The sequence below is a fragment of the Phycicoccus sp. genome (assembly GCF_035325325.1).
GTDB lineage: Bacteria > Actinomycetota > Actinomycetes > Actinomycetales > Dermatophilaceae > Phycicoccus.
The window spans coordinates 1-17152 of the sequence record NZ_DAOLAC010000030.1; the positions used below are offsets into that span (position 1 = coordinate 1).

23 protein-coding genes are annotated in these 17152 nt (G+C 74.6%); 15 read left to right on the forward strand and 8 right to left on the reverse strand.

What is annotated here, in order from left to right:
* Positions 1-186: 186 nt before the first annotated feature.
* The 4 genes from PKA89_RS15350 to PKA89_RS15365 are packed head-to-tail and all read left to right on the forward strand — an operon-like array spanning position 187 to position 3171.
* Entirely contained in the window at positions 187-882 is a 696-nt protein-coding gene (locus PKA89_RS15350) for an LppX_LprAFG lipoprotein (protein WP_324420978.1), read from the forward strand.
* On the forward strand, positions 863-2512 hold the full coding sequence (locus tag PKA89_RS15355) for an MFS transporter (RefSeq protein ID WP_324420979.1): 1650 nt from the start codon (positions 863-865) through the stop codon (positions 2510-2512). The genes PKA89_RS15350 and PKA89_RS15355 overlap by 20 nt, the downstream gene beginning before the upstream one ends.
* Before the next feature lie 10 nt (positions 2513-2522).
* Positions 2523-3032, forward strand: coding sequence for a DinB family protein (locus tag PKA89_RS15360; protein ID WP_324420980.1), 510 nt, complete (start codon positions 2523-2525; stop codon positions 3030-3032).
* 7 nt (positions 3033-3039) lie between these two features.
* A complete protein-coding gene (locus PKA89_RS15365; RefSeq protein ID WP_324420982.1) occupies positions 3040-3171 on the forward strand; it encodes a hypothetical protein in 132 nt (43 codons plus the stop codon).
* A 36-nt stretch (positions 3172-3207) separates the two neighbouring features.
* On the opposite strand, the gene PKA89_RS15370 is transcribed toward PKA89_RS15365, so the two are convergent.
* Both PKA89_RS15370 and PKA89_RS15375 read right to left on the reverse strand, forming a co-directional pair.
* Positions 3208-3624 carry a hypothetical protein gene (locus tag PKA89_RS15370; protein WP_324420984.1) on the reverse strand — a complete coding sequence of 139 codons (417 nt, stop codon included), beginning with the start codon at positions 3622-3624 and terminating at the stop codon, positions 3208-3210.
* Between the two features lie 55 nt (positions 3625-3679).
* Positions 3680-4465: an exodeoxyribonuclease III gene (locus tag PKA89_RS15375; protein ID WP_324420986.1), complete on the reverse strand. Its 786-nt coding sequence runs from the start codon at positions 4463-4465 to the stop codon at positions 3680-3682.
* Positions 4466-4540: 75 nt separating this feature from the next.
* On the opposite strand from PKA89_RS15375, the gene PKA89_RS15380 reads away from it, so the two are divergent.
* Positions 4541-5170, forward strand: coding sequence for a maleylpyruvate isomerase N-terminal domain-containing protein (locus PKA89_RS15380; RefSeq protein ID WP_324420988.1), 630 nt, complete (start codon positions 4541-4543; stop codon positions 5168-5170).
* On the forward strand, positions 5170-5961 hold the full coding sequence (locus tag PKA89_RS15385) for an SDR family oxidoreductase (RefSeq protein ID WP_324420990.1): 792 nt from the start codon (positions 5170-5172) through the stop codon (positions 5959-5961). Before PKA89_RS15380 ends, PKA89_RS15385 begins: the two co-directional genes overlap by 1 nt.
* Before the next feature lie 51 nt (positions 5962-6012).
* On the opposite strand, the gene PKA89_RS15390 is transcribed toward PKA89_RS15385, so the two are convergent.
* Complete coding sequence (locus PKA89_RS15390) at positions 6013-6198, reverse strand: hypothetical protein (RefSeq protein ID WP_324420991.1); 186 nt, start codon at positions 6196-6198, stop codon at positions 6013-6015.
* A 115-nt stretch (positions 6199-6313) separates the two neighbouring features.
* Between PKA89_RS15390 and PKA89_RS15395 the strand changes: the two genes are divergently transcribed.
* From PKA89_RS15395 to PKA89_RS15410, 4 genes are read left to right on the forward strand one after another with little or no spacing between them, the layout of a single operon-like run.
* Positions 6314-6784 (forward strand): hypothetical protein, encoded by a 471-nt coding sequence (locus PKA89_RS15395; protein WP_324420993.1) that lies wholly within the window; start codon positions 6314-6316, stop codon positions 6782-6784.
* 44 nt (positions 6785-6828) lie between these two features.
* A complete protein-coding gene (gene pyrE / locus PKA89_RS15400) occupies positions 6829-7383 on the forward strand; it encodes an orotate phosphoribosyltransferase (RefSeq protein WP_324420995.1) in 555 nt (184 codons plus the stop codon).
* Between the two features lie 49 nt (positions 7384-7432).
* A complete protein-coding gene (locus PKA89_RS15405; protein ID WP_324420997.1) occupies positions 7433-8107 on the forward strand; it encodes a LemA family protein in 675 nt (224 codons plus the stop codon).
* Positions 8108-8149: 42 nt separating this feature from the next.
* A complete protein-coding gene (locus tag PKA89_RS15410) occupies positions 8150-8773 on the forward strand; it encodes a DNA polymerase ligase N-terminal domain-containing protein (RefSeq protein ID WP_324421000.1) in 624 nt (207 codons plus the stop codon).
* A 184-nt stretch (positions 8774-8957) separates the two neighbouring features.
* On the opposite strand, the gene PKA89_RS15415 is transcribed toward PKA89_RS15410, so the two are convergent.
* Together PKA89_RS15415 and PKA89_RS15420 are read right to left on the reverse strand one after the other, a co-directional pair.
* A complete protein-coding gene (locus tag PKA89_RS15415; protein ID WP_324421002.1) occupies positions 8958-9362 on the reverse strand; it encodes an MmcQ/YjbR family DNA-binding protein in 405 nt (134 codons plus the stop codon).
* A gap of 113 nt (positions 9363-9475) precedes the next feature.
* Positions 9476-10105, reverse strand: coding sequence for a tetratricopeptide repeat protein (locus PKA89_RS15420; RefSeq protein WP_324421004.1), 630 nt, complete (start codon positions 10103-10105; stop codon positions 9476-9478).
* Positions 10106-10224: 119 nt separating this feature from the next.
* On the opposite strand from PKA89_RS15420, the gene PKA89_RS15425 reads away from it, so the two are divergent.
* Both PKA89_RS15425 and PKA89_RS15430 read left to right on the forward strand, forming a co-directional pair.
* On the forward strand, positions 10225-10473 hold the full coding sequence (locus PKA89_RS15425) for a hypothetical protein (protein WP_324421006.1): 249 nt from the start codon (positions 10225-10227) through the stop codon (positions 10471-10473).
* Positions 10474-10519: 46 nt separating this feature from the next.
* Entirely contained in the window at positions 10520-11608 is a 1089-nt protein-coding gene (locus PKA89_RS15430) for an HNH endonuclease (RefSeq protein WP_324421008.1), read from the forward strand.
* A 26-nt stretch (positions 11609-11634) separates the two neighbouring features.
* On the opposite strand, the gene ligD (PKA89_RS15435) is transcribed toward PKA89_RS15430, so the two are convergent.
* The 3 genes from ligD (PKA89_RS15435) to PKA89_RS15445 form a co-directional block, all read right to left on the reverse strand.
* Positions 11635-12525 (reverse strand): non-homologous end-joining DNA ligase, encoded by an 891-nt coding sequence (ligD, locus tag PKA89_RS15435; protein WP_324421010.1) that lies wholly within the window; start codon positions 12523-12525, stop codon positions 11635-11637.
* Positions 12526-12527: 2 nt separating this feature from the next.
* Complete coding sequence (gene ligD, locus PKA89_RS15440; RefSeq protein ID WP_324421012.1) at positions 12528-13481, reverse strand: non-homologous end-joining DNA ligase; 954 nt, start codon at positions 13479-13481, stop codon at positions 12528-12530.
* 75 nt (positions 13482-13556) lie between these two features.
* Positions 13557-14123, reverse strand: a complete 567-nt coding sequence (locus PKA89_RS15445; protein WP_324421014.1) for a helix-turn-helix domain-containing protein — start codon at positions 14121-14123, stop codon at positions 13557-13559.
* 52 nt (positions 14124-14175) lie between these two features.
* Between PKA89_RS15445 and PKA89_RS15450 the strand changes: the two genes are divergently transcribed.
* From PKA89_RS15450 to PKA89_RS15460, 3 genes are read left to right on the forward strand one after another with little or no spacing between them, the layout of a single operon-like run.
* A complete protein-coding gene (locus PKA89_RS15450; RefSeq protein ID WP_324421016.1) occupies positions 14176-15453 on the forward strand; it encodes an MFS transporter in 1278 nt (425 codons plus the stop codon).
* A complete protein-coding gene (locus PKA89_RS15455; protein ID WP_324421018.1) occupies positions 15450-16322 on the forward strand; it encodes an ABC transporter ATP-binding protein in 873 nt (290 codons plus the stop codon). The genes PKA89_RS15450 and PKA89_RS15455 overlap by 4 nt, the downstream gene beginning before the upstream one ends.
* Complete coding sequence (locus tag PKA89_RS15460; protein WP_324421020.1) at positions 16319-17116, forward strand: ABC transporter permease; 798 nt, start codon at positions 16319-16321, stop codon at positions 17114-17116. The genes PKA89_RS15455 and PKA89_RS15460 overlap by 4 nt, the downstream gene beginning before the upstream one ends.
* Positions 17117-17152: the final 36 nt, after the last annotated feature.

Sequence of the window (17152 nt, forward strand, 5' to 3'; positions counted from 1 at the left end):
GCGAGGCCCCGGCCCGCAACCCCTCACCGCGAGGGCGTCACGCCATACCGTCTGATCCCAGCACCCGCGCACCACGGGTGACGCACGTGGAGGCGCCGTCGGGCCCACGGCCCGACGGCGCCGACACGTGCGTTCCGTCGTCGCGGCCACCGTCGACGGCTGTCGCCCGGCGGCTATCGTGCACGCATGCGCCGCCGCCCCCTCATCGTCGCGGTCGCCGCGGCCGTCGCTGCCCTCGTCCTCGCCGGGTGCTCCGGCGGCACCGAGGCCCCCACGCGCACCGCGGCCCAGCGGCTCCAGGCGGCCCACGACGCCCTCGCGAGGACCGGCTCCGTCGCCCTCGCGCTGACGAGCACCGACGTGCCGAAGATCGAGAACGGCGTCACCGCGGCCACCGGGCGCGGCGTCGTCAGCGCCACCGAGCCGAAGTTCAAGGGCACGATCACGGGCACCGTCAAGGGGGTCGGCGCGACGGTCGAGGTGGTCGCCATCGGCGAGCAGGCCTGGCTCAAGCTCTTCACGCCCGACTTCGAGCCGTTCGACCTCTCGACCCTCAACGCGCCCAACCCCGCGACCCTCTTCGACCCGGCGAAGGGCATCGCCGCGCTGCTCCCGCAGACCGCGTCGCCGACCGTCGGCGGCCAGGTCCGCGCCGGCCGCGACGTCCTCACCGAGGTCACGGGAACGCTTCCGGCACAGCAGGTCTCCGACCTGTTCCACCTCGGCGAGGGCTCGGGCACCTACCGGGTCACCTACGGACTCACTGCCGCCGACCAGCTGCGCACCGCGACCCTCGTCGGGCCGTTCTTCGGCAGCGCCGACTCCACGTACACGCTGACCCTCACCGAGTACGGCGGCGCCGTTGAGATCGCCCGCCCCTAGGGCGCTGCTCGCGGCGGCGTCCGTCGCGGTCGCGCTCGCGGCGGCCGACACCTACGTCGTCGTCCTCGCGCTGACCGACATGATGCGTGGCGTCGGGGTCGGCATCGACTCCCTGCAGCGGGCGACCCTCATCGTCTCGGGGTTCCTCCTCGGCTACGTCGCCGTGCTGCCCCTCGTCGGCCGGGTCGCCGACCTCGTCGACCGGCGGCGCGTGCTGCTCGCCTGCCTCGCCGTCTTCGTCGTCGGGTCCGCCGTCACCGCGCTGGCCGTCGAGCTGCCGGTGCTCGTCACCGGACGGGTGGTCCAGGGCGCCGGCGGCGGGGGCCTCGTGCCGGCGACCCTCGCCCTCGTCGCCGACCTGTGGCCGGCCGGCCGCCGCGGGGTGCCGCTCGGCGTGGTCGGTGCGGTCCAGGAGCTCGGCTCGGTCCTCGGCCCGGTCCTCGGTGCCGTCGTCCTGGCCCTGTCCGGCTGGCGGGCCATCTTCTGGCTCGGCGCGGTGGCCGGGGTGGTGCTCGCGGCGGCGGTCGTCGTCACCGGCGGCGGAGGGGTGCCACGACCACGGCCGCTCCCCGCCGTCCTCGGGGTCCTCGCGGCGGCGACCGGTTGGCTGGCGCTCGCGGCGCCGGCCCCGCTCGCGACGAGCGTGACCCTCGGGGTGCCGTTCGTCCCCTTCGGGACCGCCACCGCGCGGCTGGCGACGCCCGTCGGGGTCGTCGCGCTCGTGCTCACGGTGGCCGCGCTCGGCGCGATGCTGCGCGGTCGGTGGGCGGCGGTGCGCAGGGTCGACCTGCTCGGGGCCCTGCTCGTCGGAGGCGCCCTCGGCTGCGTCGTCCTCACCTTCGCCGCGGCGCAGCCGGAGCGCGAGGTGGTCGGCCCGCTCGGCTACGCCCTCCTCCCGGTCGCTGCCGTCCTCGTCGCCGCCTACCTCGTCCACCACCGCCGCGCGGTCGCCCCGCTCGTGCCGCGCGGCCTCGTCCGCGGCCGGCTGGTCCGGGCGCTGCTCGTCTCGCTGCTCACCGGGGTCGCGCTCGTCGCCGTCGTCGTCGACGTGCCGTTGCTCGCGCGCGTCGTCCTCAGCGGTGACGAGACCGAGGCCGCCCTCGTCCTCGTCCGGTTCCTCGTGGCGGTGCCGGTCGGGGCGCTGGCCGGTGGCTGGGCGCTGCGCCGGCTCGGCGCCGGGGTCGTCGCCGCGGCGGGCCTGCTCGTCACCGCCGTCGGCCTCGTCGTGATGTCGGGGTGGGACGCCGGCTCCCTCGAGCGGTGGGGCTCCACGGCCGTCCTCGCCACGACCGGGCTCGGCATCGGGCTCGTCCTCGCCCCGGTCAACGACGCCGCCCTCGCCGAGTCCTCGGAGGACTCGCACGGCACTGCGTCGGCGCTCGTCGTCGTGGCCCGGATGGTCGGGATGGTCGTCGGGCTGGCCCTGCTCACGGCGATCGGGCTGCACCGCTACTACGGGGCGGTCGCGGCGCTGCCCGACCCCACCGACACCGACGCCCTCCGGGCCGCCGCCGTCCTCCAGGTGTCCGCGGTCTTCCGGGGCGCCGCCGTGGCCGCCGGGCTCGGCCTCCTCGTCGCGCTGTCGCTCGGCCGGCGACCACACCGCCCCGAGGTCGGCGGGCAGGCGTAGCGTCGAGCGCATGGCCTCCGTCAACGACATCCTCCTCGACGCCCTCGGCCGCGTGCGCGAGACCCTGCACGGCCTCCTCGACGACGTCCCCGCCGACCGCCTCGCCCAGCCGCCCGCCGACGGCGCGAACACCGTGGCGTGGCTCGTCTGGCACCTGACCCGCGTCCTCGACACCCACGTCGCCGACGCCGTCGACCGCGACGTCGTGTGGACGAGCGGCGGATGGTACGAGCGGTTCGGGCTGCCCTTTCCGGCCAGCGCCCACGGCTACGGGATGTCGTGGGCCGAGGTCCTCGAGGTGCGTCCGGCCGCCGACGACCTGCGCGGCTACTTCGACGCGACCTACGAGATGGTCGCCGGCGCGCTCCGGGAGCTCGACGCTGCCGACCTCGACCGCGTCGTCGACGACAGCTGGGACCCGCCGGTGACCCTCGCGGTCCGGCTGGTCAGCGCGCTCAACGACGCCACCCAGCACGTCGGCCAGGCGTCGTACGCCGCGGGGATGCTCGCCCGGGCCTGAGCCGCACGTGCCCGAGCTGCCCGAGGTCGAGTCCGCCCGTGCCGTCCTCGAGCGGCCGGCGTTGCACCGCACGGTCGTCGACGTCGACGACGTCTGTCGTGCTGTGTGGCGGGCTACCGCGCAGTACGTGCTGCGATGACGACACTTACTGCGCGGTGGCCCGCGACGAGACGGCTCAGGAGCGGCGCGAGGGCCCGGGGCTCGCGCCCTCGCCGTCGATGCCGACCGGCACGGGCAGCGGCGCGACGCCGGTGAGCCACTTGCGGTAGCGCACGTGACCGCGCCAGTGCTCGAGCTCGTCCCAGAGGGCGGCGTGCGCGGACCACGGCAGCGGCTCCGCGCCCTCGCGCCACGAGGACCCGAACGACACCCACACCGGAACCCAGTCGGCGGCGTCGTCCCAGGCGCCTCGGCGGGCCGTCAGGGTGCGCCGCCGGTACTGCTCGGCCTGGCGGGGACCGTCGGCGCAGTTCGGCGCGGTCGACATCGGCCACACCCGCAGGTCGCGGTGCATGAGGGCCACCTCGAGCGGGCCGAGGGCCGCGGGGTCGACGAGGACCGTCGCGACGAGCTCGTGCGGTCGGCGGGTCATCCCGGCACGGTAACCCGAGCCACCGACGCGCGTCAGCCCCCGGGGCCCGGACCGTTCAGTCCTCGAGCTGGACGACGACCGGAGCGTGGTCGCTGGCCCCGGCGCCCTTGCGCTCCTCGCGGTCGATGACCGCCCCCGCCACGCGGGCCGCGAACGACGGCGAGCCGAGGACGAAGTCGATGCGCATCCCGCGCTTCTTCGGGAACGCGAGGCGCTGGTAGTCCCAGTACGTGTACGTCCCCGGACCCGGCGCGTGCGGGCGGACGACGTCGACGAAGCCGGCGTCGAGGAACGCGTGGAAGGCGGCGCGCTCGGGCGGGCTGACGTGCGACTTGTCGAGGTAGTACTCCATCGACCAGACGTCCTCGTCGCGCGGGGCGATGTTCCAGTCGCCGCACAGGGCGACCGGGGTGCCGTCGGCGGCCCACTCGACGGCCCGGTCGCGCAGCCGGGCCAGCCACTCGAGCTTGTAGCCCATGTGCGGGTCGCCGAGGGCCCGGCCGTTCGGCACGTACACCGACCAGAATCGCACGCCGCCGCACGTCGCGCCGATGGACCGCGCCTCGGCGGCCAGCGGCTCGCCCCACCCGGGGTCGCCGTCGAAGCCGACCTGCACGTCGTCGAGCCCGACCCGCGAGAGGACGGCGACGCCGTTCCACTGGTTGACGCCGTGGTGGGCGACCTCGTACCCGAGCGCCCGGAACCGGTCGTACGGGAACTGCTCGTCCTTGGCCTTGGTCTCCTGCATCGCGAGGACGTCGACGTCGGCCCGCTGCAGCCACGCCTCGACGCGGTCGATGCGGGAGCGGATGGAGTTGACGTTCCACGTGGCGATGCGCACCAGCCCACCCTAACGACGGCCGCCGACGGCCGGTCCGCCCTGTCGGGGCAGGCGCGAGCGTGGGAGAGTCGGCCCGTGGACCCCCAGATCGATGCGCGTCGCTGGTTCGGCGCCGCCTCGGACGCCGCCGTCTCGCTCGTGGCTCGGGTGCCGGACGACGCGTGGGAGCGGCCCGGCCTCGGGGAGTGGACGGTGCGCGAGCTCGTCGCCCACCTGCTGCGCGCGTGGACGACGGTCCGCGACTACCTCGGCGAGCCGCGCCCGGCCGACGGGACCCCGCTGCTCACCGCCGCCGCGTACCTCGCGCAGGGGCTCCTCCTGCCCGGCATCCACGAGGGTGTCGCGGACCGGGCGCGGGCCGAGGTCGGGTCGCTCGGGGCCGACCCCGCGGCCGCCGTCCGTGCCGTCGCCGGTGCCGCCCGAGCGGTGGTCGACGCCGAGGCGGGAGACCGGCTGCTGCCGACCCGGATCGGCCCGATGCGCCTCGACGACTACCTGCGCACCCGGGCCCTCGAGCTGACCCTCCACGGCCTCGACGTGTGCCGGGCCACCGGCCTGCCGGTGCCGGCAGACCTCGAGGCGTGCACCGTCCCCGCGCTCGTCCTCCTCGCCGAGGTCGCCGGGGAGCGCGGCCTCGCCACCGACCTCGTCGAGGCGCTGGGCGGTCGCGCTGTCCTCGCTCCCGGCTTCACCCTTCTCGGCTGATGGCCGGCGACCCCGGGCGGACCGCCCTGGTCACCGGTGCCTCGGCCGGCATCGGCCGCGCGTTCGCCGAGCGGCTGGCCCACGACGGGTCCGACGTCGTCCTCGTCGCCCGCGACCGAACCCGCCTCGAACGGCTGGCCGCCGACCTGCGCGCCCGCCACGGGGTGGCCGCCGAGGTGCTCGTCGCCGACCTCGCCGACCGCGCGCAGACCGAGGAGGTCTGCCGGCGGCTGGCCGACCCCGACCGCCCGGTCGAGGTGCTCGTCAACAACGCGGGATTCGGCCTGCAGCGGCCCTTCCTCGACAACGACGTGAGGCAGGAGGAACAGGCACTCGACGTGATGGTCCGCGCCGTCCTGCTGCTCAGCCACGCGGCCGGCCGGGCCATGCGTGAGCGCGGGAGCGGTCGCATCGTCAACGTCAGCTCGGTGGCGTCGTTCACCGTCAGCGGCACGTACTCGGCCGAGAAGTCCTTCGTCACGGTGTTCACCGAAGGCCTCGCCGGGCAGCTCGCCGGCACCGGCGTCACGGCCACGGCGGTCTGTCCGGGCCTGACCCGCAGCGAGTTCCACGAGCGGGCCAGGACGACCCTGCCCGGCGTCCCGCGCGGGATGTGGCTGGACGCCGACGAGGTCGCGCGCCAGGGCCTCGCCGACGCGGCGGCCGGGAAGGTCGTCTCCGTGCCGGGTCCGCAGTGGAAGGTGGTCAGCCTCGTCGTCCGCGCCCTGCCGCGGCCGCTGCTGCGCGGCGGCGTCGCCCGGCTCGTCGAGCGCACCCGCGGCCGGCGCTGAGCACGGCGCGGGCCGGCCGCCCCTCCGCGGCCGACCCGGGCACCCTGCCCCTCAGTCGATGTCGAAGATCGAGTGGCGGTCGTAGAAGTGGAGGACGTAGCGGCACTGCCGGCACACCATGAGCGTCATCCGGTGCGAGGTCATGCCCCAGCGGGAGTCCTGGCGCGACTCCTCCCGCTGGAACTCCGTACCGCCGCACAGCGGACAGCGCAGGGCGGGGGAGGACGGCTGGCTCATCGGGTCTCCTCGGGTGGTCGTGGGCGGCCGGTCATCCTGCGACGTCGCTGGTCGGCGCCCGGTTCCGCGGGAAAGGCCGATGACGTCGTCGGACCCGCGGAGTACCGTGCACGGGGTGACCACCCGGGGTGAGCCGGAGGTGATGCGCAGGTACCGTCACATCCTGCGCACCGCGGCGACGGACTGGCAGGAGACGGCGCACCGGCACGCCCTGACCACCCTCGGCACGAGCGCGCGGGCCGCCATCCTCGGCGAGGTGCAGCGCCTGCTCCTCGCCGGCACCCGGCTCGGCGCCCACGACACCCACGACATCGCCCGGATCCTCGTGCTCGCCGAGCGCCGGCGGCCGCGGGTCCTCCTCGACGGCATGCGCCCCGACCTCCTCCGCCGGCTCGCGACCGCGGTCGTCGAGAGCCCGGCCGGCCGGATGCTGCGGGCCGGGTACGACGTCTGGGACGGCGAGGACCCGCCGCTGCCGCCCGACCCGCCGCTCGAGGTCGACCACCACCAGCGCTGGATGGACCTCGTCGCCGCGCCCGACCCCTACGCGCGCCGCGACCCGGGGTACCGGCGGCGCCGCGGCTGAGCGCTGCGAGCGGCCCGCACGGTGCACCCCTTACGGTGGGGGCCGTGACCGACATCGCCGCCGACCGCGCCCGCCTCCTGACGATCATCCGCGACAAGGCGGTCGTCCACGGCCGGGTCACCCTCAGCTCGGGGCGCGAGGCCGACTACTACGTCGACCTGCGCCGCGTCACCCTCGACGGCGAGGCGTCGCCGCTCGTCGGCCGCGTGATGCTCGACCTCGTCGCCGACCTCGAGTTCGACGCCGTCGGCGGGCTCACCCTGGGCGCCGACCCGGTCGCCACCTCGATGCTCCACGCGCGCGCGGCCGAGGGCGGGCGGCTCGACGCGTTCGTCGTCCGCAAGGCCGGCAAGGCGCACGGCCTCCAGCAGCGCATCGAGGGGCCGTCGGTCGCGGGGCGCCGCGTGCTCGTCGTCGAGGACACCTCGACCACCGGGGCGTCTCCGCTCGACGCGGCGCAGGCGGTCCAGGAGGCCGGCGGCACGGTGGTCGCGGTCGCGACGATCGCCGACCGCGCGACCGGTGCGGCCGAGAAGTTCGCGGCCGCCGGGCTCGAGTACCGGCACGTCTTCGGGCTCGAGGACCTCGGCCTCGCCTGACGCCAGGCCCTACGATCGACCCAGCCGCCACGACCCGGAGGACCGTCCCGTGATCCCCACCATCGTCATCGTCGTCATCGTGCTCGCGCTCGTGCTGTGGGCGGTCTCCGCCTACAACGGGCTGATCAAGCTGCGCAACCTCGTCCAGGAGGCGTGGCGGCAGATCGACGTCGAGCTGACCCGGCGGCACGACCTCATCGGCAACCTCGTCGAGACGGTCAAGGGGTACGCGGCGCACGAGCGGGGCACGCTCGAGGACGTCATCTCGGCGCGCGGCCGGGCGATGTCTCCCGGGCAGTCGCCCGCCCAGCAGGCCGAGAGCGAGAACGTCCTCAGCCAGGCGCTCGGCCGGCTCATCGCGGTGGCCGAGGCCTACCCCGACCTCAAGGCCAACGAGAACTTCATGGCCCTGCAGATCGAGCTGAGCTCCACCGAGGACCGCATCGCCTCGGCCCGGCGCTACTACAACGCGACCGTTCGCGACCTCAACACGAAGGTCGAGACGGTGCCGACGAACATCGTCGCCAACCTCTTCCGCATCGAGCGGGCCGAGTACTTCGAGGCGGTCGGCGAGCAGCGCGAGGCGCCGCGGGTCGACTTCGGCCAGCGCGACGCGACCATCCCGCCGCCGAGCGGGTACCAGCAGCCGGCGCCGGGCACGGGTTCCGCTGCGCCCGAGGGTGGTGCGTCCGCTCCGCCCGCGGGTGGGACGCCCGCGCCCTGAGTGCGGAGGGTTCGAGCCCCTCGTTCCGGGTAGGGACGGGTCGTGAGCGGCCGGCGACGCAGTGACGAGACCCTCGGGGAGTACCGCGACAAGCGGGACTTCCGTCGGACCGGTGAACCGTCGGGGTCACGTGGCCGGCGGCGGAAGGAGCCGGTGTTCGTCGTCCAGCGGCACGACGCGTCCTCGCTGCACTTCGACGTGCGGATCCAAGTGGGGGACGTGCTCGTCTCGTGGGCGGTGCCGAAGGGGCCCTCGCTCGACCCCCGCGACAAGCGGCTGGCGCACCGCACCGAGGACCACCCGCTCGACTACGCCGACTTCGAGGGCGTCATCGGCAAGGGTCAGTACGGCGCCGGCAGCGTCGTCGTCTGGGACACCGGGCCGTTCGAGAACGTCACCGAGCGCGACGGGGCGCCGGTCGAGCTCGCCGACGCCGTCGAGCGCGGGCACGTCAAGGTGGTGCTGCACGGGCGGAAGCTCACCGGTGCGTTCGCGTTCACGCACACGAAGGTCGGTGGGGACGAGGCGAACTGGTTGCTCGTCAAGGTCGACGACGAGGGAGCCGACCGCCGTCGGAAGCCCGCGACCACGCAGCCGGAGTCGGTCCTGACCGGACGCACGAACGAGGAGGTCGCGGCCGAGGACCGGCACGAGGAGCGGAGCTGAGAGGGGCTCGTCCCGGACGCGGAGCCGGACGAGGTACTCGCGGACGATGGGGTGGCAGTCCTTCGCCGTGACCCCAGGCCTCGGTGGCCCGCGACCGCGGGCGCTGTCGGACAGGTCCATGGAGGCGAACCCGTCGTCGCGGTGGTTGCCCTGAGGACGACGACATGGGGCCCGGTCGAGGCCTCTAGGTGGGATCCGGGCGGTCGACGAGCGCGACCAGCTTCCTCGGGGCCAGGACGCAGTACGACTCGACGACGAGCTCGGCGACCTCCTCCCAGTCGGTCGCGGCGTCGAGCGTGAGACCCATCGCGTCCCGGCCCCAACCGAGGACGTGGAAGGGCGGACCCGCGCGCCGCAGCGCCTCGAGCTCCTCGCCGGCGGCGCGGAAGGTCATGACCACCTGGGCTCCGTCGAGCGGGTCGTCGACCCCGAGGACGTGCACGAAGGTCCGCGTGCGCACCCGCCACCGGGTGCCGACCCAGGCATGCTCCTCGTACGCATCCGGCAGGGCGAGGCACAGCCGGCGAAGGCGCCGCTCGACGTCCGCGGGGACGTCGTCGGTGAGGCGGCGGACGGGCGCGGCGGCCATCGGCGCAGGCTACGCCGACCCACCGACGGCCGGGTCGTACCTGGGGGCCGGCAACCGCGGCGTCATCCATCGACACATCGAGGGCGGCAGGAGCGTGCGATGGAACGAACGCACTACGTCGCCAGTCTCCGCAGCCGTCTCATGGTCTGACGGTCCGCGTGGACTACGCCAACGTCCCTGTGACGAGAGAACACTGGACCGCGCGCGGCCAAGTCCAGCGCGACGCGAGCAGCACGCTGCACCGTCTGCGCTTCGCCTGTCGCTTGAGCGATGTCGATGAGCACCAGGTGCCAGCGGAAGAGCACGCTGGGGAACTGCGACCGGCCGCGTTCGAGGAACGAGTTCAGGAGCGCGAGAGCCTCGTCGGTGTCGGCCCGTCGCCCCTTGGCCATCTCCACCTCTGCCAAGGCGATCTCGACCGTGGCGGTTGTCCCACTCAGGGTTGGGTGCTCGGCAAGGAGTCGCCTGTAGTACTGCGTCGCTCGCTCAGGCTCGGTGTCGCGGTACGAATCTCCGAGGTGTTCGAGCGTCCCCGCCTTCTCGAAGTCATAGCCAAGGTCTTGCTCGATGATGCGCTCCCACAAACTGCGGGCAGCGTGGAGCAAGCCCGCCTCCCTCAGCGCCAGTCCCTTGATCCGGAGGTACTGAGCATGGTTCCAGTCACGTGAACGCCTGAGCCGTGCCTCGAAGTCGGCCTGCGCCGTTGGCGACCAGTCAGGAGAGCGGAACCAGTCGTCAGCCACCGCAGCAGTCTCGCAGGGCGCCAGCGAAACCGTCCTCTCATCGGTGTGAGCGCATGCCGGTGGTGGGGTGCCCGGCGACGTCGGGGAGGGGTGTCGGTGGTCGCGTCTAGGTTGGGTTCATGGAGGGGAACCGCAGGGGTGTGGTCCTCGACCGGGGACCGGTCGAGGCGATCGTCGCCGTGCGAGATGCCCTCGCGCAGTTCGACATCGACGCCTTGACGGATCGTGAGCGGCTGGCCCTGGTGGCGGAGCTGGAGCGGTTGAAGGGGGCGGTGTCGGCGGCGCAGGCGCGGGCGGTGCACGCGGTCCGGATCGGGCGGGAGGCGGCGGGTCCGGCGCGGGAGGCGGTGCGTTCGCTGGGGCTCTGAGGTGGCGTTCGCGCGGCGGGAGTCGCCGAGTCTGGGGGACCGGTTCGTGGGGTTGTCGCGGGCGCTGGTCGAGGAGCTGCCCGAGACCATGGCCCGCCTGTCCGCGGGCGAGGTCGGGGAGTGGCACGCGGTGCAGGTGGCGCGGGAGACCGCGACCCTGTCCCGGGAGGACCGGGCCGTGGTCGATGCCCGGTTGGGGCCGGTGATGGGGTCGTTGTCGGCGCGGGCGCTGGGGCGGGCGGCGCGGCGGGTCGCGGCCGAGCTCGACGCCGCGAGCGTCATCCGGCGGATGGAGGCCGCGGTGGCCTCCCGCCGGGTCAGTGTGCGGCCGGCGCCGGACGGGATGGCCTACTTGAGCGTGCTGGGTCCGTTGCGGGAGGTCGTCGGCGCGTACGCCGCCCTCACCGCCCGCGCGAAGGCCGTGGTCGGTGGGCAGTGCGAGGACGAGCCCGCGGACGGGCGCGCGGCCGGCCCGGTCGCGGCGGACACCGCGCTGCGGGTCATGGCCGGGCTCGCGCCGGGGCAGGTGCAGCCGGTCGAGGTGCACCTGGTGATGACCGACCGGGCCCTGCTCGGCACCGGCGACCCCGACCGGTCGGTGTTCGAGCCGGCCCGCATCCCCGGGCACGGGTCGGTCCCGGCACCGGTCGCCCGCGCCTGGGTGCGGGACGCGGCCGAGGCCTCGGTGTGGCTGCGCCGCCTGTACACCAGCCCGGGCGGGCGGGACCTGGTCGCGATGGACTCCCGACGGCGCCGGTTCACCGGGCTGCTGCGGCGGATGCTGGTGCTGCGCGACGACGTGTGCACCACGCCGTGGTGCGACGCACCGGTCGTGCACGCCGACCACACCCACCCGGTCCACGCCGGCGGCGCGACGAGCTTCGGCAACGGCGGCGGCAAGTGCGCCCGCTGCAACGGCGTCAAGGAAACCCCCGGCTGGCAGGTGAGCATCGTCCGTGGTTCGCCACCGACCTGGCGCACCACCCACCCCACCGGACACACCTACCGCGCCACCGCCCCGCCCCTGCTCGGCTGGGGCACCGACCCACCCGACCCCGAACCCGACCACCAGCAGGACGCACCCGACTCACCCCTCGAACGCCACCTCGAGGCACTCCTCGACGCGGCCGCCTGAGGCGCACCGGCCGACCGGCCCACCGGTCAGCCGCGGAGCCGGGCGAGGCGTTCGCGCGGGCGGGCCAGACCGCGGGCGCGGCGGCGCATCCCCGCCCACGGGTCGCGCCCGTCGGCGACCCGGCGGCGGGCTCCGGCGAGGTCGATGCCGTCGGGGCGCACCCGGGAGAGCTCGTCCCACTCGATCGGCGCGGAGACCGGAGCCCCCGGCCGGGCCCGTGGCGCCCACGGCGCGACGACCGTCTGCCCGTACCCGTTGCGCAGCACGTCCAGGTAGACCAGATCACCCCGGTCGGCGGTCCGCGCGGCCCGCGTGAACAGGCCGGGCTCGCGCACGGCGAGCAGGTCGGCCAGCTCGGTGGCGAACGCCCGGACGTCGTCGAACCCCTCCTCCGGGCGCAGCGGCGACGTCACGTGGTACCCCCGGGAGCCCGTCGTGCGCACGAACGGTACGAGCCCGATGTCGTCGAACAGCTCCCCGACGACCCTCGCCCCACGGCGCAGCGCCGCGAGGTCGTCGGTCTGCGGGTCGAGGTCGACGACGAGCAGATCCGGCTCGTCGAGCGCCGGACGCCGGCTGAGCCACGGGTGCGGTGTGACACAGGCCTGCTGGGCCAGGTACACCAACGTGCGAGCGTCCGAGACGACGACCTGCTCCTGCTCGCCGTCCGACGTCGGCACGGTGACGTGGTCGACCCACTCCGGGAAGTGCGCGGGCAGCTTCTTCTCGTAGAACCCTTGACGCCCGATGCCGTCGGGGAAGCGCTGCATGCTGATCGGCCGGTCGCGCAGGTGCGGAAGCATCGCCTCGGCGACCTCGGCGTAGTACCGCGCGAGGTCCGCCTTCGTGACGTCGGGCCACAGCGCCTTGTCGGGGTGGCTGATCTCCACGCCGTGCACGCTGACGGTGTCGGCCATCCTCACGCCTCCCGGACCACGTCGGCGGGGTCCTTGTCGGTGCGCAGCCCGAGGAAGCGCGGATGGCGCAGCTGCCCGGCCGAGGTCCACTCCGTGAAGGCCAGCTGGGCGACGAGCTCGGGACGCACCCAGTGCACCCCGGCCGTCGGCAGCTTCCCGCGGGTGCACGGCGACGACGCCACCGCCAACGCGTCGAGCCGCTCGCGCAGGTCGCGCAACACGGTCTCCGAGAACCCGGTCCCGACCTTGCCGGCGTACACCAGCGCGTCGCCACCGGGCCGGTCGTGGTACCCGAGCAGCAGTGCGCCGAGCCCGGACCGTGAGCCCTCGGGGTCGGTCCACCCGACGATCACCAGCTCCTGACCGGCCTCGCACTTGAACTTCAGCCAGGCCTTGGTCCGCCCGGTCTCGTAGCGCGAGTCGGCGCGCTTGGCGATGAGCCCCTCCCAGCCGCGCGCGCAGGCGTCGCCGAGCACCGCCGCGTCCGCGCGCACCCGGTGGGGCGTCATCCGCAGGGCGCCACCGGGACGGACCGCCGCCCGCAACCGGCGCTTGCGCTCGGTGAGCGGCCGGCGCCGGAGGTCGTCCCCCGCCACCGAGAGGACGTCGAAGACGTAGTAGAAGACCGGGGTGGCGCTCGCCCGGGCCGCCGCCGCTCCGCGGGCGTGGATGCGCGGCTGGAGGCGCTCGAAGCTGGTCCGCGGACCGTCGAAGGCGACCACCTCACCGTCGAGCACGACGTCCCCGTCGGTCCCGGCGGTCACCGCCTCCGCGACCTCCGGGAAGCTCTCGGTGACGTCGCGGCCGCTCCGCGACCACAGGGTGGTCGTACCGCCGCGCCGCTCGGCGAGCACCCGCATGCCGTCGAGCTTGCGCTCGTAGAGCCATCCGTCCTCGAAGAACGGGTCGTGGCAGAGCGTGGCGAGGGCGGGCTCCGGTGGTGGGTGTCCGGGCACGGGTCCTCCCTACGGTCGGGACGGGGGCGTCGAGCGGGTCCTACCCCGGCCACGACGTTGCCACACCGCCGGCGCTCAGCCGTCGGCCGGCTCCGCGGGGAGCACGAGCGCGTAGACGTTCCAGGCGCGTGCGCCCTCGGGGTGCTCGTGGCGCGTCCGACCCCGGTACTCGCGCACGACCTCGATGATCCGGTCACGCATCTCCCGCTCCTCGGCGTCGGTGAGCCACACCCGTCCCCGGGAGGTCATGCCGTGGTCCTCGCCGTCCCCGACGGCCTCGGCCAGCCGCTCCAGGTCGCCCTCGAGGTCGCTGAACCACGTGTGGATGGAGAGCCGGCTGGTCGCGGTGCCGGCCCCTCGGTGCGCCTCAGGGGTGATCGTGATGCCGTCGGCCGTCGCCCGCCACGGGCGCTCCCGACCGTCCGCGCTCTCGTCGCGCTCGACGATGCCCCACTTCTCCAGCGCCCGCAGGTGGTAGCTCATCGCCGACGGCGTGAGGCCGCACAGCCGGGCCGCCTCGGTGGCGGTGAGCACCTCACCCGAGAACAGCTCGGTGATGAGCCGCTGCCGGGCTGGATGGGCCAGGGCGCGCAGCGCGCGGGGGTCGGTGATCCGCAGCTCGCTCGGCCTGGGTGTCGCCATGCCTCCGGATGGTAGTTGACGGCGGCAGTTGTGAAGCACTACCTTCACAACTATGAAACAGATGCTTCAGAACTACCGCGATGTGATGGGGGTCCCCTCGGTCCGGGTGGTCCTCCTCGCGGCCGCCGTCAGCGTGGCCGGCGACTCGGCCGCGATGGTCGCCCTCCTGCTCCGCGTCCACGCCGGTGGGGTGGGACCGTGGGCGGTGGCCCTCCTCCTCGGGACCTTCGCGCTGCCCGTCGTCGCGACGATGGGTCCGGCCGGTGCCCTCGCCGACCGCGCCGACCCGAGGCGGGTGCTCGTCGTGACCGCGCTCGTGCAGGCCGGGGCCGCAGCCGGGCTGGCCGTCGTCGACGGGCTGGCCGCGACCCTCGTCCTCGTCCTCGTCCTGCAGACGGGGTTCGCCCTCGGGAACCCGGCCTGGTCCGCCGTCGTCCCGACCCTCGTGCCGTCGGGGGCGGCCGGCCGGGTCGTCGCCCTGCAGCAGGCCCTGCGCGGGGTCGCCGGTCCGGCGGGCGCCGGACTGGGCGGCGTCCTCGTCCAGTGGCACGGCCCGTCGGCGGCGCTCGCGCTCGACGCCCTCTCCTTCCTCGTCCTCGCGGGCGCCGCGGCCACTCTCCGCCGGGCCGTCCGTGAGCGCCCCGCCGCCGACGCCTCCGCACCCCCGCGCCGGTGGACCGCGACCCTCCTCCCGCGGGACGGGGTGGCCGCGCTGCGGGACGACCCCGCGCTCGGCGTCCTCGTCCTGGCGCTCCTCCCGCTCGTGGTCACCGTGGAGTCCGTCAACGCCGTCGAGGTGTTCCTCCTCCGGGACGTCCTCGGCGCCTCAGCCGCCCAGTTCGGCCTCGCCGAGACCGTCCACGGCGGGGCGGCCGTGGTCGGCGCCGTGCTCTCCGGGGCCGCGACCACGCGGACCTCCCGGGTGCGGGCGGTCCTCGGGGCCATGGCCCTCATCGGGCTGGGTCAGGCCGGCCAGTCGATGGCGCCCGGCTACCTCACCTACCTCGTGCTCGGGCTGGGCCTCGGGCTGCTCCTCGGCGTCGTCAACTCCCTCGTCTTCGGGCTCCTGCTCGACGAGCTGGACGCCACCCACCGCGGCGCCGTCGTCGCCCTCGTCAGCGGGCTCTCCCGAGGTGCCGGGGCGCTCGCGCTGGTCCTGGGGGGCACGATCGGGACGCTGGCCGGACCGCGCACGGCGTACCTCGTCGCGGGCGTCGGCACCCTGCTCGTGGCGGCGGTCGCCGCCTGGGTCGTCCACCGGTCGGTGGACGTGACGTCAACCGCTCGGGCGTCCCGCGGCACCCCCGACCCGAGCACGCTGGAGGTATGAGCGACACCGCCATCCGCATCCGCGAGCTGACCAAGACCTACGGGGACCGACGGGCCGTCGACGGCCTCGACCTCGACGTCCGCACCGGGGAGGTGTTCGCCCTCCTCGGCCCGAACGGCGCCGGCAAGACGACGACCGTCGAGATCCTCGAGGGCTTCCGCGACCGCGACAGCGGCGAGGTCGCGGTCCTCGGCACCGACCCGCACGGCTCGCCGCGAGCCTGGCGCGACCGCATCGGCATCGTCCTGCAGACGGCCGGCGGCCTCGACCTCCTGACGCCGCGCGAGGTCCTGCGCAGCACCGCCCGGAGCTACGCGTCACCACGCGACGTCGAGGAGGTCCTCGAGGCCACGGGCCTCACCGAGAAGGCCGACGACCGCATCGCCGGACTCTCGGGCGGCCAGCGTCGCCGGCTCGACGTCGCCCTCGGCATCGTCGGCCGGCCCGAGCTGCTCTTCCTCGACGAGCCGACGACCGGCTTCGACCCGCAGGCCCGCCGCGACTTCTGGGGGCTCATCCGCACCCTCGCCCACGACGGGACGACCATCCTCCTCACGACGCACTACCTCGACGAGGCCGAGCAGCTCGCCGACCGGGTCGGGGTGATCGCCGCGGGACGCCTGCTCGCGCTCGACACCCCCGCCGCCCTCGGCGGCCGGCAGTCCCAGGAGGCCACCGTCTCCTGGGAGGAGGACGGCACCCGCCGCAGCGTCCGCACGGCGACGCCGACGGCCGAGGTCGCCACCCTCGCGGCCCGGTTCCCGGGCGAGGTCCCCGAGCTGACCGTCACCCGCCCCTCGCTCGAGGACACCTACCTCGGGCTCATCGCCCCCCACGTCACCGACGAGCGCACGGAGGTCCCCGCGTGAACGCCATCGCCCTCGGTCTCGACCGCACCGCGCTCGAGCTGAAGATGTACTCCCGCGAGAAGGAGGCGGTCTTCTTCTCGTTCCTCTTCCCGATCCTCCTGCTGTCCCTCTTCTCGGTGATCTTCTCGAGCCAGTTCGACCAGAACGGCGCGGGGATGAGCGCCGCCCACTACTTCCTCCCCGGCATGGTCGCCGCCGGCGTCCTCCTCACGAGCTTCCAGACGATGGCGATGTCCGTCGCCTCCGAGCGCGACGACGGCTCGCTCAAGCGGCTGCGCTCGACGCCGATGCCGCCGGTCGCCTACTTCCTCGGCAAGGTCGGCCTCGTCGCGGTGAGCTCGGTCCTGCAGCTCGCCGTCCTCCTCGTCGTGGCGAGGTTCGGCTTCGGTGTCGACCTGCCCGCCACGGCCGACCGCTGGCTGCTGCTGGCCGCCGTCTTCGCCCTCGGCGTCTTCGCGGGCACGGTGCTCGGCATCGCCTACTCGTCGCTGTCGTCGGCGCGCTCGATCGGCGCGGTCGTCATCGGCCCGATGCTCGTCCTGCAGTTCATCTCCGGCGTCTACATCGGCTGGGACTCGGTGCCCGAGTGGCTGCGGCAGGTCGCGAGCCTCTTCCCGCTCAAGTGGATCGCCCAGGGCATGCGCTCGGTCTTCTACCCGGACTCGATGGCCTCGGTCGAGATGGCGCACTCGTGGGAGACCGGTCGCACCCTCCTCGTCCTCGCCGCGTGGGCGGTCGGCGGCCTCCTCCTCTGCGTCACCACGTTCAAGTGGTTCAAGCGCGGGACGGTCTGAGGCGGTCGTGGGACCGGGCGGGGTCCGGGCACGGCA

Excerpts from the sequence above, each read along its gene's own strand:
- ligD (WP_324421010.1), bottom strand. The coding sequence starts at position 12,525 with ATGGCCGACACCGTCAGCGTGCACGGCGTGGAGATCAGCCACCCCGAC.
- PKA89_RS15455 (WP_324421018.1), top strand. The coding sequence starts at position 15,450 with ATGAGCGACACCGCCATCCGCATCCGCGAGCTGACCAAGACCTACGGG.
- PKA89_RS15450 (WP_324421016.1), top strand. The coding sequence starts at position 14,176 with ATGAAACAGATGCTTCAGAACTACCGCGATGTGATGGGGGTCCCCTCG.
- PKA89_RS15390 (WP_324420991.1), bottom strand. The coding sequence starts at position 6,198 with ATGAGCCAGCCGTCCTCCCCCGCCCTGCGCTGTCCGCTGTGCGGCGGT.
- PKA89_RS15385 (WP_324420990.1), top strand. The coding sequence starts at position 5,170 with ATGGCCGGCGACCCCGGGCGGACCGCCCTGGTCACCGGTGCCTCGGCC.
- PKA89_RS15415 (WP_324421002.1), bottom strand. The coding sequence starts at position 9,362 with ATGGCCGCCGCGCCCGTCCGCCGCCTCACCGACGACGTCCCCGCGGAC.
- PKA89_RS15360 (WP_324420980.1), top strand. The coding sequence starts at position 2,523 with ATGGCCTCCGTCAACGACATCCTCCTCGACGCCCTCGGCCGCGTGCGC.
- PKA89_RS15370 (WP_324420984.1), bottom strand. The coding sequence starts at position 3,624 with ATGACCCGCCGACCGCACGAGCTCGTCGCGACGGTCCTCGTCGACCCC.
- PKA89_RS15350 (WP_324420978.1), top strand. The coding sequence starts at position 187 with ATGCGCCGCCGCCCCCTCATCGTCGCGGTCGCCGCGGCCGTCGCTGCC.
- PKA89_RS15445 (WP_324421014.1), bottom strand. The coding sequence starts at position 14,123 with ATGGCGACACCCAGGCCGAGCGAGCTGCGGATCACCGACCCCCGCGCG.
- PKA89_RS15425 (WP_324421006.1), top strand. The coding sequence starts at position 10,225 with ATGGAGGGGAACCGCAGGGGTGTGGTCCTCGACCGGGGACCGGTCGAG.